Raw genomic sequence first — 12,262 nt, forward strand, 5'->3', positions numbered from 1 at the left:
CTTGAGTGCGCAGCGCTCATAAAATAGGGGACTGCTACGCAGTCCAGCGGGAGCAAGCTCCCTCGCCACAGAGTTAATGGCTGTCAAACAGTCCCGCTTTTGGCCGATGCACTGCCTACGTCCCATCGCGATGGCTTGTTATAGTTCAGGCCTCTTTTCAGCCGGTAAAGGATCACTGCCATGTCGCAATACCAAGCGTTCAACGTCGAACTTGCAGACAACATCGCCCATGTGCAGATCAATCGGCCGGAAAAGATCAACGCGATGAACGCTGCCTTCTGGCGCGAGATCATCGAGATCTTCCAATGGATCGACGACACCGATGAAGCGCGGGTGGTGGTGCTCAGCGGTGCCGGCAAGCATTTTTCCTCCGGCATCGACCTGATGATGCTGGCAGGCGTGGCCAACGAACTGGGCAAGGACGTGGGGCGCAATGCGCGGTTGCTGCGGCGCAAGATCCTGCAGCTGCAAGCCTCGTTCAATGCCGTGGACAATTGCCGCAAGCCGGTGCTCGCGGCCATCCAGGGCTATTGCCTGGGCGGTGCCATTGACCTGATCTCTGCTTGCGACATGCGTTATGCCACCGAGGACGCCCAATTTTCCATCAAGGAAATCGATATCGGCATGGCCGCCGACGTTGGCACATTGCAACGCTTGCCGAGGATCGTCGGGGACGGCATGCTGCGTGAACTCGCTTATACGGGGCGCACTTTTGGTGCCGACGAAGCGCGCAGCATCGGCCTGGTCAATCGTGTCTACAGCGACTCCGCCAGGCTGCTCGACGGTGTGATGGGCATTGCCCGGGACATCGCCGCCAAGTCGCCGATTGCCGTGACCGGCACCAAGGCAATGATCAGCTACATGCGCGACCACAGCATCGATGACGGCCTGGAATACGTCGCCACCTGGAACGCCGCCATGTTGCAATCGACCGACCTGCGCGTGGCCATGGCCGCCCATATGAGCAAACAGAAACCCGAATTTCTGGATTGACTGACCATGATTTCACGCTGGACCACCGCAGTACTCGACACCGACGTTCCCGGCGGCTGGGCCGTGGCCCGCAGCCCGGAAGGCTTTCTGTTCGATGACAACGGCGCGCTGTTTCCCCGCGAATGGCTCAAGCGCCAGGACCTGTCGATCCTCGCCGAACACGGCATCGGTCACCTGGATGGCGAGCCGGTCTACCTGCTGGAATTGCACAGCCCGCTGGACATCCCCGGCTGCAACTGGAAAGGCCTGCGGGCGTTCATGCTCGAGGACGACCACACGTTGTACAAGGTGTTGGGTTATGCGGCACAGATTGGCACCTGGGCCCGGGAACATCGCTTCTGTGGCAGTTGCGGCAAAGCCATGAGCCAGATTCCACTGGAGCGGGCGATGTATTGCGATGCCTGCGACCTGCGTCACTATCCGCGGATTTCACCGAGCATGATCGTGTTGATTACCCGTGGCGATGAAGTCCTGCTGGCTCGTTCGCCGCGTTTCGTCACGGGTGTCTACAGCACCCTGGCGGGTTTTGCCGAGCCCGGCGAGTCGGCCGAGGATTGCCTGGTCCGCGAGGTGCGTGAAGAAGTCAGTATCGAGGTGAAGAACATCCAGTACATGGGCAGCCAGTGCTGGCCGTTTCCCCATTCGATGATGCTCGGTTTCCACGCTGAATATGCCAGCGGCGACATCGTGCCCCAGGAAGATGAGATCGAGGACGCCCAATGGTTCAACGTCCACGACCTGCCACCGTTGCCGGCCTCGCGCTCGATCGCCCGCTACCTGATCGACCTGTACGTGGCGCGGCGCTTAGGCCACGCTGAACCAGTGCTGCCAGGCTAGGCGCACGGTCAAGCCCAGCACCACGGTGATGAACACCGGTCGGATGAACTTCGCGCCGCCGCTGATGGCGGTGCGAGCGCCGAAGAACGCGCCAACCATCACCGACAGGCCCATGCTCAGGCCGATGACCCAGTCTACCTGCCCGGAAAAAATGAACACCGACAGCGCCGCGATGTTGCTGACAAAGTTCATGCTGCGAGCCACGCCACTGGCCTTGACCAGGTCGATGGGGTAGAGCAGCAGGCTGCTGACGGTCCAGAACGCACCGGTACCCGGCCCGGCCACGCCGTCATAGAAACCCAGGCTGAAACCCTGGGTCGACTGCCACGTCTTCTTGATCGGCGCATCGCTGTCCAGCGGCGCCTTGGGCGTGCCGCCAAACAACAGGTACAGGCCGCAGGCGAAGACGATCACCGGCAACATCTTGTTCAGCCACTCGGCTGGCAGGTAGTGGGCGACGATGGCGCCGGCCAGGGCGCCGACCAGTGTGCCGACGAGGGCATGAGTCCACTGCCTTGGGTGGAACAACTTGCGCTTGTAGAACGTGAAGCTGGCCGTTGCCGAGCCAAAGGTCGAGCTGAGCTTGTTGGTCCCCAGGACCAGGTGGGGCGGCAAACCCGCAGTTAGCAGCGCAGGCGTGGTCAATAGCCCACCGCCGCCGGCAATGGCATCGATAAAACCGGCAATGAAGGCGACAACGGCGAGGATAGCGAGGGTAGTGAGGTCAACGCTGAGTTCGAAAGGCATGGAATGGCTTATTTGGCAGGACGCAGAAGGGCTGCGGGAAGGCCGGTATGTTACCCATAATGGTGCAGGGCTGCGACTGTCTAAGGCCTGTGACATTCCCGTGGCGAGGGAGCTTGCTCCCGCTGGGCCTGTAGGAACCGCGTAGGAGCGTGTAGGAGCTGTGTAGGAGCTGTCGAGTGCAACGAGGCTGCGATCTTCCCCCATCCAGTTGAGTCTCAAGCGAAAGATCAAAAGATCGCAGGCTTCGCCAGCTCCTACAGCCAGCGGGAGCAAGCTCCCTCGCCACAGGTTCGATCGTCACTCCGGCCGAAACACCGCTCGCAGACAGTTCTGCGTCTTCTCCTTGAACATCGCATAACCTTCCACCGACTGCTCCAGCCCCATCGGATGGGTCAGCAGATAGGACGGGTCCAGTTCACCTTTCTGGATGTGCTCGAACAACCGTCCCACATAACGCTGTCCAGGCTGTTGGCCGGAGCGCAGGGTCAGGGATTTGTTGACGATGGCCCCCATGGGGAATTTGTCCAGCAGGCCGCCATAGACACCGACCACCGAGACAGTGCCGCCTTTGCGACAGGCGCGGATCGACTGGCGCAGCACCGTCCCGCGTTCGGTGTGCAGACGCATCATTTGCTTGGTCTTGTCGTAGAAATAGTCGATCTCTGTGCCATGGGCCTCCATGCCCACGCAGTCGATGCAGCGATCCGGGCCCCGACCACCGGTCAGTTCCAGCAAGGCGGCATGCACGTCAGTCGTTTCATAGTTAAGGGCGATGGCACCGGCCTTTTCTTCCGCCAATTGCAAGCGATCAGGCAGGCGGTCGATGGCAATCACTCGTTCGGCCCCCAGCAGATAGGCACTGGCAATCGCCATCAACCCGACCCCGCCGCAACCCCATACCGCCACGGTATCGCCCCGTTGGATGTCGGCGTTATCGGCGGCGAAATAACCAGTGGGCACCGCATCGGAGACGAATACTGCCTGTTCGTCAGTGATGCCCTCGGGGATCTTGAACAGGTTGACGTCAGCAAACGGCACGCGGATATAGGTTGCGTGACTGCCGGCATAACCGCCAAACGCATGGCTGTAGCCGATGATGCCGCACGCCGGTTGGCCGTAAGCGATGTCCGTTGCGCTGGGATTGGGGTTGGAGTTGTCGCAGCAGGAAAAATCCGAGCGCCTGCAATGTTCGCATTCTCCGCAACCGATGATCGAAACGGTGACAACCCGGTCGCCTTTGCCGAAAGACCTGACGGCCGAGCCGATCTCCACGACTTCACCCATGAATTCATGGCCAATGATGTCGCCGGCCTGCATGGTCGGCACATAGCCGCCCAGCAAATGCAGGTCTGACCCGCACACCGACGACATCTGCACCCGCACGATCGCGTCGCGTGGGTTGAGGATGGACGGATCATCGACGGTTTCAACTTGTAGCTTGTTCGGGCCTTGCCAAGTCAATGCGCGCATCAGGCGTTACCTCCGGTGGAAGGCGTGTGGGCGGATGTGTGAGGGGCCTCTGTGGCCGGATGAACGAACAGGAAATCCTTCGTGCCAGCGGCGTGCATGCGGTTGGTGCTCACCTCGCCGGTTTCCAGTTGTTGCTTGATGCTGCGCAGCAGGTGCAACAAGGCTTTGTCCGAAAACTTGGAAATCGCCGCGGCCAAGGCATAACCGGCGGCACCGAGGGGCGCTTGGCAGGCGACGATGACCTTTAGCTGCGTGCCACGGCCGGCCGGCGCGTCGCTGAAGTGCATCTGGATGTCATGCTTGAATCGTGTCTCCGGGCCGGCAGTCCAGTGCAGCTTGCGACCGTCCTTGGGCTCGTCCTGTTGGATGTCACAGTGCAGGGTCTTGTCCATCGGGCCGTGGGCGATCCAGCGGTAAGTGCCTTCACCGGTTTGTTCGATGGCATCGACCCAGGGCACCAGCGCACCCAGGTTGCCCGGGTTGCAACAGAACGCGAAGACCTCATCCCTGGGTTTGCCCACGGTAATGCTGCGAGAAATCACTTTGCTGCCGCTCCAGTCCCGATCCTGTTCAAAGGCTTGTTCGAACGGACTATGGGTCAGCGCGTGCTTGATCCTGCATGTGCCTGAATAGCCGCGCCAGGCGGCACAGGCGCCGAGCAGCACCTGCGGCCAGCCTTGGAGCCCGCCTTGGCGTAGGCCTTTAGCGATCAACAACGTGCCGGCCAGTAGCGATACGGCACGTTCCGGCGTGCCGAGATTGGGGTGCGACGGGGTCGGCACCGTAGCCCGGCTCGCAACCAGTTGGGGTCGTTCGGACATGATGGTTTCCTCATTCTCCAGGGGCGACATAAGGAATGAACCGAGGGGAGGCGCGGTTGTTCCATCAACGTACGGGCTTTCCGATGAGGCGAATCCTGGCGCTACGGTTAAAGCGTTCGCCAGGACAGTCCGGGATTCGCCGGCAGGTTTAGCCAGGGAAGGGCAGGCCGACCGTTCGACGATTTTTTTTTGAAATCAAGGGGTTGTCAGCCTAGGCAAATGAGTACATAATTGCGCCCATCGAACGCACTGGGACGTAAAAAATCTCAATGTTTTCAAGGAGATAGCGCTGAGTAAGTGTCCTGTTTCCTGACCAGGTTTGTACCGCGGTTGATGTAGCGACATCGCATCAAGCGTCTTGAGGCCGAATAGCAAAATGGTTATGCAGTGGATTGCAAATCCACCTACGCCGGTTCGATTCCGACTTCGGCCTCCACTATTAAAAAGCTCTGTAGATCTATGATTTACAGAGCTTTTTTATTTTCGAAGCATTGAAAGGTTTTGTCTTGAAAAGGGCATAAGCTGCCTTGCTTCAAAGAGGAGGGATGTATATATTCCCCCTCTTGCTGCACCAGCCAGGCCATCGGATTCTGCCGATGCCCCCAAGGCTAACCGCGCTACCGCCCGAATGGCGAAACTGGTAGACGCATGGGACTTAAAATCCCCCGCTCGTAAGGGCGTGCCGGTTCGATTCCGGCTTCGGGCACCATCTAAAATCAAGGGTTTGCGGGCGAAAGCTAATGCAAACCCTTGTTTGTTTCTGCTGCTGAAAACTGCCGAAAAAACGGAGCCCAGCCTCCGGGTATTTTCGTGGGCAAACCTCTACACTCGGCGTTGAGATTAGCAAGGTGTGGCCAGGCGGTAGCTTCCGTCCAGGCCAGCCCGGTGCGCTAATCCTTTGACCATGGAGAGGTATCAAGTGAAAACAATCGCAACGATGAGTCTGTTGGCCTTGATGAGCAGCGGCGCCGCATACGCTGGGGAGACAACGTCCGCCGATGGGAAAACCCTTGCCGTTAACTTTGGCGAGCCGACCGTCAAGCAAGTGCTGCACTATCGGAAAATGTACGACAAGAAGCCCTTTCCCGATGCGGAAATTTATTACTACAGCAACGGTTTGTACAAAATCATCTCCCAGGGAGAGAACCACTACGGTGTCTACGTCTTGCAGGGTCAACACACTGACGAGACCTACACGGTGAAGTTTATCTCGCTGCCTTCCCCGGACTGGGGAAATAAAACTGCGTTTCACCAGCTCACCTTCATTCGAGGTGATGGGCAGAACGTGTTTATCCAGAACGCGATTGTCGACACTGGCGAGGCCATAGCGCAGCAGAACGGGACCTATACGCAGGAAAAGAATACGGTGCTCAATCCCATCAGTACCGCTTGGCGCAAGCAGTGAATCCGGCGTAAAAAATCTGTTTACCAGCCTAAACAATAGGTTGTGTGAGTATTCTCATGCAACCTGTCAGGTGTAAACCATCGGTGCCGGCTTTCACAATCGTCGGCGAAACGCCTCAAGAATATCCCGCGTGCCCTTTTTCATTTGCAGTTGGGCAATGGCATCCAGCGGATGCCAGAGGCAATCGCTGATTTCATTCTGTGGCCTGGCCGCGGTCAAGTCGCTGACCGACGCTTCGAATACGTGATGCTCGGTTTGCCCGTCATTGATTCGCATCAGGTAGAGCAGGTTTTCGACGTCCAGGCCCGTTTCTTCTGCCAGTTCCCGGATGGCTGCCCCGGCATGGGTTTCGCCGCGTTCAACGGTACCGCCTGGCAGGGCCCAGCGGCTGTTGGCTTTGCGAACCAGCAAAATGTGGCGATTGTCCTCGCAGATGACGGTCGCTCGAATTTTCATGGCGGTACTCGATCTGTGACTGTCATTAAACTGAAATATATCTGCAATATTTGAGCCTGGCATTACCTGCTCGTTCAAATGTGATTTTTTCAGAGTCTTATCAGTACGACCGTGGCGGGGTGGGAAAGACTGAGTTCATTTGCGCTGTCATCCTTCTGATCGGTCTGCTCGACCGCCAGCGCCGGGCTTTCGACCGGTTATCGCCTCAAATTGAATCAGCTGCAAAAAAATGAATCCATGTTGGGTGCAATGGCTGGCCCCGGCAGGGGAAGGACCGACAGATGACCACCGTTGAAGACTTCAAGATCAAATCCCATGAGCTCCTGGTGGAGCTCGATACGGCCACAGCGGAAATGATGAAGCTCATATGTGTCCATCAAATGAGCGGATCGACCTGGGATGAGGCGGTCCAGCGTCAGCATGAAGCCTATGAGCAATGGGTCGCTTATCTGAATGGGCGGGAATAGGCGCCACGCCCGGCCTGGGCGCAAATTCTTTGAACGGCGCTTGAGCGTCTGTGCCTAATCCTTAAACCGCCAAGAGGATTGAGCCATGTCTGAATTAGCCAGTTACTTCTGGATCGCCGTCGCGGTGCTTCTGCTGCTCGTGGACCTATGGGCGATCATCAGCGTATTTCGAAGCGACAAGTCGGCCGGAACCAAGGCTGGCTGGGCGCTGCTGCTGATCATCCTGCCGGTGTTGGGTCTGGTCATCTGGGGCGTGGCCGGGCCGCGCGGCGTCAAGGAACCACCGTCGTCACCGGAGCACAGCAAGGGCTAGCGAGAACACTGCGCTGCGTGGCCGGCCTGTCACTGGTTCTTCCACTCGCCGCCGGTGGTTTCGCAGTCTTGCTGAGCCTGCTGCAACTGCTCGACCCCATAGTAGTACCACGTCACTTTGGCGTTGTCGGGAAGGTTGGCCGACCCACCGCTCTTGTCTTTACTGGTTGAGCGCGGGTTGGCCAACGCTTCCTGGGTCAGCCTGGCTTGGCATGTCGCCACATACCCCTCGTCACAACGCTCGACTTTGCGCTTCTGGGTACTGACCGTTCCCTTGCTTTCATTGCTGCAAGACCAGTCCAGGGTTTCGGCGGGCACGCCTTTGTATTCGTAGCAGCTATGGCTTTCGATTACCGGAACCGACTGGCTCTGGGATCGGGTGATGACGTCGCAGCCTTGGGCCATGACGGCGGTGGGGCTCGCACAAGCGATCAATAGCAGGATTCTGGCATTCATATGATTCTCCCTTTGCGGCATTTGCACCGGTGCCTATCCATTTCGAGGCGCAAAAAAAGCCCGCGTTCCATCAGTTTTCCAACCGGTAGAACTCAGGGGGAAACATCGCTGGCATGGCGCGTCAGCGGAACTTGGGCAGCGGCGGTTCAGTGGGCTTGAGCGAGGTCAGTGCGCTCTGGATCGACGGCGCGTCCTTGTCGATGTCGTTGAGCCGGTCTCGAATGCGCACGGCGGTGGGGTGCCCGCCTTGATGGTCGACCCAGTCGGCGATTTCCTTGCAGGCTGCCGTGAGCCTGGCCTGACGCGATTCCAGCAAGGTGAGCAGGGTGGTGATGGACTCTTTTTCGGACATGTCACACCTCCATTCAGGGTTGATGAGGCAGCACAAGACCCGCCATGGGCGGGTCTTGCTGTGATTTAAGCGTAGTTGAGTTATTTCGGATCTGTCGAAGAAACCGGCGCCCGGTCGGACAACCGGTGGCCGGAAACGGTGCGTGATATTTCAGCCGGATTCCTTGACCCAGGCCGGCGCGACGCTCGCCCGCCAGCGCACGTCGGTAATGCCGTATTTTTCCGCAAGGGGCTTGGAAACCCGCTTGACCTTCTCCCTGCCGAATTTCGGTATGCGTCCGACCCCCGCATCGCAGCTGGCCCAATGCCAAGCCTCGGAGTTATTCATCACTTCTGCACGAATAATGAATGACTTGGGTTCGCCATGAAGCATGTAGTCAATGATGTAAAGCGATGGCCCGCCCATAAATCCTCCCTAATTAGTCCTATACGGATGGATACAAAGGCATTCGGAAAATTCCATCGAATTTCCAGACGGTCAAATTTATGCCGCCGAGGCTCAAGCGCGGGGCAAGCGCAAACTTTGCGAGCAGCCATTATTCACAGCAAGGAACCAAACCCGGTTACCCTTCTCCAAGGTGGGCTTCAACACCGTCGGCCAGGGATCTAAGGCGAGGCAACGCGGCATCAATTAAAGGCAAAACATGAAAAACATCGCCAGGGTGCTGTTCATCGCAGCCCTCGCCATCGGTTTGTCGGGCTGCATTGGCGCCCCCATCGAACTGACGCCGCAAACCGAGCAACGCTTGCGTGAACAACCCCCGATCCGTTTCCTGCTGACATTCGATGATGGGCCCAGCGCATCGTCTTTCTGGAACCCTAGCCTGGCGGTGCTGGACGCCCTCGTGGACAACCCGGTACAGCCCGGCATCAAGGCAGTGTTTTTCCTGCAGACCCGCTCGCCACGCGCCGGTGGCAGCGATATTGGCCGCTCGATAATGCATCGGCAGCAGGAGGAGGGCCATGTGTTGGCCTTTCATACGGCCACCTACTGGCACACCAATCACCGGTTCCTGAGCCCTGATGAGCTGGAGCAATCGCTCACCCACGGTGGCAATGATATTGCCGCCATGACCGGCGCGGCGCCGTCCCTGGTCAGGCCACCGTTCTGGAGCTTCGACAGGCGCACTGCGGCGGCTTACCGAGCACATGGCCTGCACATTCTGCTGACCGACTTGAGCGCAAATGATGGCAAGGTCTGGGGTATCACGATGAGCCCCCGGCGGCGCATCAACCTGGTCCGACAACTCTCTGAGGTGCGCGAGCGCATCGCGGCCGGGCAACTGCCCGCGGTGGACGGGGTGATCCCGGTGGTGGTGACGTTTCATGACATCAATCGTTATACCGCCCGGCATGCCCGCGAATACCTGCAAATACTGCTCGACAGCGCCAACGCCACCGGCATGAGGACCGCCGCCAGGCCATTCTATGATGACCGCCAGGCGCTGGAGCGAGCGGCGCTGGCCCGGACGGTCGATCACAGCACTGAGCCTGTACGTTTGCCGGGGCTGTGGGACTGGTTGTGGAATTCCGACGCCCACTGAGGTCGCGACCGACGTCCGGTCGCTACCCCTGGACAATCAGCGTGTATGGTAGGCGATGCACCCTTGGTTGAAGTCGGAGGTGACTATGAGTACTGCGATGATGACGAAAATGCACATCAATGGTTATGACGTGCTCAGCGTAAACAGCGGTCCGTGGAGAGTCTGCACCCAGGCTGACCGGTTGGGCTCCTTCGCTTCCCGCGAGGAAGCGCTGGCCTTCGCCGCCGCGTTGCCGACTCGGAGAAACCGTAGCGGCCGCGTTGGGAACACGAAATAGCGCCCTGTGGGAGCGAGCTTGCTCGCGATTGGGCCGGTACATCCAACGTCCCGGTGACCGGCACACCGCTATCGCGAGCAAGCTCGCTCCCACAGTTTTTCCCGGGTGTTCATGAGTAGCGTGTCCACCAGTTTCACCTGTGGAAGCGAGCTTGTTCGCGAGGCGGCAGTCAGGTACGCGCCAACTCCAACGGGATCTCCAAGGTAAACAGCGCACCTTGCCCCGGCCCATCGCTGTGGACATGCAAGCGGCCATTCATTTCTACCGCCGCCAGGGCGCAGCTGTGCAGGCCAAACCCGTGGCCGTCCTTGCGTGTCGTAAAACCGTGATTGAAGATGCGCGCCAGGTTCTCTGCGGAAATGCCTTCGCCACGGTCCTTGACGCTCAGGCAAAGCGTCGTTTCGTCGAGAATGCGGATTCCCAAGGTCATTTCACGCGGATACCCTTCAGTGTGCGACATCGCAAACTTGGCATTGCTGATCAGATTGATCAGGACCAGCAACAGCCTGTGCTTGTCGCCCATGATCATGGGAACGTCCTGGTAATCCTTGATGACGGTGACGTGGTGCCTGCTGAGGGCGCCCGAATTCATTCGTAGGGCATCTTCGAACAGGTCGCTGACCTTGAGCGGTTCGATCAGCCTGGCGGCGCCCGCATAGGTTTGTTGGGTCGTGACGATTTCCTTGATGTGATCGATGCTCTTGGTCAACTGCGCCAATTCATCGATCAGCAGCGCCTGTTCGGCGGCGATGGAGTCGACCAACTCGTTGAAATAGCGTGGCAGCAAGCGGCCTTTTTCATCGTGGCTAATGAAGTGGCCAAGGTCCTCGGCGTGTTCATTCATCATATTGACCGCTTTGGTGAGCCCGAGCGTCTTGCTGTGCCTCAACTTGCGGGTTACCACCTCGGCTGAAATATTGACGCTGTTGAGCACATTCCCGACGTTGTGCAGCACGTTCGTCGCGATTTCGGCCATGCCCGCCATCCGGGCCGCCTCCACCAGCTCGCGTTCGGCTTCCATCAGCTCACGCGTGCGCTCCTGCACGCGCTCTTCGAGGCGTTCGTTGGACGATTGCAGCGCCTGGTTGATCTGGTTGATCGTGGCGTAGCTGCGAACCAACCGCACCGCCAGGTAGATCATCAACAGCGCCATCAGGCTTGCGCACACGGCCAGGTAGATGTGGTATTGACGGTCCGTTGCGGCGGTCCTGCGCTGTGTCTCGTTCAACAATTCATTGATACTGTCCAGTTCCTGGGCAACCGGAATGACGCTGATGCGGTCAAGCAGGTCATTGACGACCGGTTGTTCCTGAACGATGGTCTTGACGTGCTGGGTCAGGGTTATGAAGGGCGCCTGGTCAGTCGCGGGCAATCGTTCGATGTAAGGCTCCAGCTCAGTTAACTTGCCTTGCAACTCCCTGGCTTTGTCCGTCGTGACATAAAGCGCGAACTCCAATGTTGTCAGGGTCAACTCAAGCACATTGGACGCCACGGTCATGCGTTCCAGCGGGCTTTCGATATTCATGTCCGTGAGCCGCGTTTGTATCTGGTCTTCAACCTGCGGCAGCGCATCCAGGGAGGTGCGTAGATGGGCGTTGTGTCGTTCGAATTGCTCCACCAGCAAGGATTTGTTCTTGACGGCTTCCACATAGCCCTGGCGACGGGACATCCAAAGTGTCGCCAAGGGGCCGGTGTTGTTGAGCTGCTCCAATTGCTGCCAGCGACTGTCGGCCTCTGGTGGCGGGGCCAGGGAGAGGTTGTTGTTGATGCCGATCTTTTTCCTCAGGATCTTGCTGTTCCAGTTCGCATCGGATTGTTTGAGTTGGCGAATGAAGTCGCGGGATTCGAAGTAGGTCGATGAGTCGTACGTGTATGACTTGATCAGAAAGAATATCAGCGCAGAAAACACAATAAGCGCGACGGCCAACAGGGCGGGCCATTTATATTTTTTTATAAGCGTGGTCACGCTGTTCTCCTATGCGGGGTGCTGATCAATGCGTAGGTGAATTCCCGAGGCGGGAGATGCTCAAGACTTGAGCCGAAGGGGAGGCGAGGTAATCGTCGTACGGTGGGTCGTGTCGATCTGCTTTTGCCTGGATGCACGTTGAGCTCCCTGCTAACGATGA

At 58.4% G+C, this 12,262-nt stretch carries 15 protein-coding genes and 2 tRNA genes; 9 read left to right on the top strand and 8 right to left on the bottom strand.

Going from position 1 to position 12,262, the window contains the following annotated elements; all coding sequences use genetic code 11:
- The first annotated feature begins 180 nt into the window (after positions 1 to 180).
- The gene (locus tag ACIPQ1_RS06280; RefSeq protein WP_411384604.1) at positions 181 to 993 is read left to right on the top strand and encodes a crotonase/enoyl-CoA hydratase family protein; all 813 of its coding nucleotides are present in this window, start codon (positions 181 to 183) and stop codon (positions 991 to 993) included.
- Positions 994 to 999: 6 nt separating this feature from the next.
- A complete protein-coding gene (nudC, locus tag ACIPQ1_RS06285) occupies positions 1,000 to 1,830 on the top strand; it encodes an NAD(+) diphosphatase (protein ID WP_411384605.1) in 831 nt (276 codons plus the stop codon).
- On the opposite strand, the gene ACIPQ1_RS06290 is transcribed toward nudC, so the two are convergent.
- From ACIPQ1_RS06290 to ACIPQ1_RS06300, 3 genes are all read right to left on the bottom strand, one after another.
- On the bottom strand, positions 1,798 to 2,577 hold the full coding sequence (locus ACIPQ1_RS06290; protein ID WP_250964675.1) for a TSUP family transporter: 780 nt from the start codon (positions 2,575 to 2,577) through the stop codon (positions 1,798 to 1,800). The two genes, nudC and ACIPQ1_RS06290, sit on opposite strands and share 33 nt — an antisense overlap.
- A 297-nt stretch (positions 2,578 to 2,874) precedes the next feature.
- On the bottom strand, positions 2,875 to 4,047 hold the full coding sequence (locus tag ACIPQ1_RS06295) for a zinc-dependent alcohol dehydrogenase (protein WP_411384606.1): 1,173 nt from the start codon (positions 4,045 to 4,047) through the stop codon (positions 2,875 to 2,877).
- Positions 4,047 to 4,868, bottom strand: coding sequence for an SRPBCC family protein (locus ACIPQ1_RS06300; RefSeq protein ID WP_446533769.1), 822 nt, complete (start codon positions 4,866 to 4,868; stop codon positions 4,047 to 4,049). Before ACIPQ1_RS06300 ends, ACIPQ1_RS06295 begins: the two co-directional genes overlap by 1 nt.
- Positions 4,869 to 5,230: 362 nt before the next feature.
- On the opposite strand from ACIPQ1_RS06300, the gene ACIPQ1_RS06305 reads away from it, so the two are divergent.
- The 3 genes from ACIPQ1_RS06305 to ACIPQ1_RS06315 all read left to right on the top strand — a co-directional run bounded on the left by ACIPQ1_RS06305 (position 5,231) and on the right by ACIPQ1_RS06315 (position 6,273).
- Positions 5,231 to 5,304 (top strand) — tRNA-Cys (locus tag ACIPQ1_RS06305).
- A 186-nt stretch (positions 5,305 to 5,490) separates the two neighbouring features.
- Positions 5,491 to 5,577, top strand: a tRNA-Leu gene (locus tag ACIPQ1_RS06310).
- A 228-nt stretch (positions 5,578 to 5,805) separates the two neighbouring features.
- Positions 5,806 to 6,273 carry a hypothetical protein gene (locus ACIPQ1_RS06315; protein ID WP_250964701.1) on the top strand — a complete coding sequence of 156 codons (468 nt, stop codon included), beginning with the start codon at positions 5,806 to 5,808 and terminating at the stop codon, positions 6,271 to 6,273.
- Between the two features lie 93 nt (positions 6,274 to 6,366).
- Here ACIPQ1_RS06315 and ACIPQ1_RS06320 read toward each other — a convergent pair whose 3' ends face one another.
- Positions 6,367 to 6,729 carry an NUDIX hydrolase gene (locus ACIPQ1_RS06320; RefSeq protein ID WP_250964678.1) on the bottom strand — a complete coding sequence of 121 codons (363 nt, stop codon included), beginning with the start codon at positions 6,727 to 6,729 and terminating at the stop codon, positions 6,367 to 6,369.
- Positions 6,730 to 7,010: 281 nt separating this feature from the next.
- Here ACIPQ1_RS06320 and ACIPQ1_RS06325 point away from each other — a divergent pair, with 281 nt between their 5' ends.
- Together ACIPQ1_RS06325 and ACIPQ1_RS06330 are read left to right on the top strand one after the other, a co-directional pair.
- The gene (locus ACIPQ1_RS06325; RefSeq protein WP_186705734.1) at positions 7,011 to 7,196 is read left to right on the top strand and encodes a hypothetical protein; all 186 of its coding nucleotides are present in this window, start codon (positions 7,011 to 7,013) and stop codon (positions 7,194 to 7,196) included.
- Between the two features lie 85 nt (positions 7,197 to 7,281).
- Entirely contained in the window at positions 7,282 to 7,509 is a 228-nt protein-coding gene (locus ACIPQ1_RS06330; protein WP_207965897.1) for a PLD nuclease N-terminal domain-containing protein, read from the top strand.
- A 29-nt stretch (positions 7,510 to 7,538) separates the two neighbouring features.
- Here the strand turns inward: ACIPQ1_RS06330 and ACIPQ1_RS06335 are convergent, their stop codons facing one another.
- The 3 genes from ACIPQ1_RS06335 to ACIPQ1_RS06345 all read right to left on the bottom strand — a co-directional run bounded on the left by ACIPQ1_RS06335 (position 7,539) and on the right by ACIPQ1_RS06345 (position 8,721).
- Positions 7,539 to 7,964 (bottom strand): hypothetical protein, encoded by a 426-nt coding sequence (locus ACIPQ1_RS06335; protein WP_250964679.1) that lies wholly within the window; start codon positions 7,962 to 7,964, stop codon positions 7,539 to 7,541.
- A 121-nt stretch (positions 7,965 to 8,085) separates the two neighbouring features.
- A complete protein-coding gene (locus ACIPQ1_RS06340) occupies positions 8,086 to 8,316 on the bottom strand; it encodes a hypothetical protein (RefSeq protein WP_057450824.1) in 231 nt (76 codons plus the stop codon).
- A 150-nt stretch (positions 8,317 to 8,466) separates the two neighbouring features.
- Entirely contained in the window at positions 8,467 to 8,721 is a 255-nt protein-coding gene (locus tag ACIPQ1_RS06345; protein WP_047226592.1) for a DUF6555 family protein, read from the bottom strand.
- Positions 8,722 to 8,959: 238 nt separating this feature from the next.
- Here ACIPQ1_RS06345 and ACIPQ1_RS06350 point away from each other — a divergent pair, with 238 nt between their 5' ends.
- Positions 8,960 to 9,859, top strand: a complete 900-nt coding sequence (locus ACIPQ1_RS06350; protein ID WP_411384608.1) for a polysaccharide deacetylase family protein — start codon at positions 8,960 to 8,962, stop codon at positions 9,857 to 9,859.
- Positions 9,860 to 9,944: 85 nt separating this feature from the next.
- Positions 9,945 to 10,136: a DUF2188 domain-containing protein gene (locus tag ACIPQ1_RS06355; RefSeq protein ID WP_411384609.1), complete on the top strand. Its 192-nt coding sequence runs from the start codon at positions 9,945 to 9,947 to the stop codon at positions 10,134 to 10,136.
- A 169-nt stretch (positions 10,137 to 10,305) separates the two neighbouring features.
- Here ACIPQ1_RS06355 and ACIPQ1_RS06360 read toward each other — a convergent pair whose 3' ends face one another.
- Positions 10,306 to 12,102 carry a DAHL domain-containing protein gene (locus tag ACIPQ1_RS06360; protein ID WP_446533770.1) on the bottom strand — a complete coding sequence of 599 codons (1,797 nt, stop codon included), beginning with the start codon at positions 12,100 to 12,102 and terminating at the stop codon, positions 10,306 to 10,308.
- Positions 12,103 to 12,262 lie beyond the last annotated feature (160 nt).

Source organism: Pseudomonas sp. LARHCG127, from assembly GCF_052871455.1.

What these genes read in the sequence shown, in the direction of transcription:
- ACIPQ1_RS06280 (WP_411384604.1), top strand. Translation starts at nt 181, where the DNA reads ATGTCGCAATACCAAGCGTTCAACGTCGAACTTGCAGACAACATCGCC.
- nudC (WP_411384605.1), top strand. Translation starts at nt 1,000, where the DNA reads ATGATTTCACGCTGGACCACCGCAGTACTCGACACCGACGTTCCCGGC.
- ACIPQ1_RS06290 (WP_250964675.1), bottom strand. Translation starts at nt 2,577, where the DNA reads ATGCCTTTCGAACTCAGCGTTGACCTCACTACCCTCGCTATCCTCGCC.
- ACIPQ1_RS06295 (WP_411384606.1), bottom strand. Translation starts at nt 4,047, where the DNA reads ATGCGCGCATTGACTTGGCAAGGCCCGAACAAGCTACAAGTTGAAACC.
- ACIPQ1_RS06300 (WP_446533769.1), bottom strand. Translation starts at nt 4,868, where the DNA reads ATGTCCGAACGACCCCAACTGGTTGCGAGCCGGGCTACGGTGCCGACC.
- ACIPQ1_RS06315 (WP_250964701.1), top strand. Translation starts at nt 5,806, where the DNA reads ATGAGTCTGTTGGCCTTGATGAGCAGCGGCGCCGCATACGCTGGGGAG.
- ACIPQ1_RS06320 (WP_250964678.1), bottom strand. Translation starts at nt 6,729, where the DNA reads ATGAAAATTCGAGCGACCGTCATCTGCGAGGACAATCGCCACATTTTG.
- ACIPQ1_RS06325 (WP_186705734.1), top strand. Translation starts at nt 7,011, where the DNA reads ATGACCACCGTTGAAGACTTCAAGATCAAATCCCATGAGCTCCTGGTG.
- ACIPQ1_RS06330 (WP_207965897.1), top strand. Translation starts at nt 7,282, where the DNA reads ATGTCTGAATTAGCCAGTTACTTCTGGATCGCCGTCGCGGTGCTTCTG.
- ACIPQ1_RS06335 (WP_250964679.1), bottom strand. Translation starts at nt 7,964, where the DNA reads ATGAATGCCAGAATCCTGCTATTGATCGCTTGTGCGAGCCCCACCGCC.
- ACIPQ1_RS06340 (WP_057450824.1), bottom strand. Translation starts at nt 8,316, where the DNA reads ATGTCCGAAAAAGAGTCCATCACCACCCTGCTCACCTTGCTGGAATCG.
- ACIPQ1_RS06345 (WP_047226592.1), bottom strand. Translation starts at nt 8,721, where the DNA reads ATGGGCGGGCCATCGCTTTACATCATTGACTACATGCTTCATGGCGAA.
- ACIPQ1_RS06350 (WP_411384608.1), top strand. Translation starts at nt 8,960, where the DNA reads ATGAAAAACATCGCCAGGGTGCTGTTCATCGCAGCCCTCGCCATCGGT.
- ACIPQ1_RS06355 (WP_411384609.1), top strand. Translation starts at nt 9,945, where the DNA reads ATGAGTACTGCGATGATGACGAAAATGCACATCAATGGTTATGACGTG.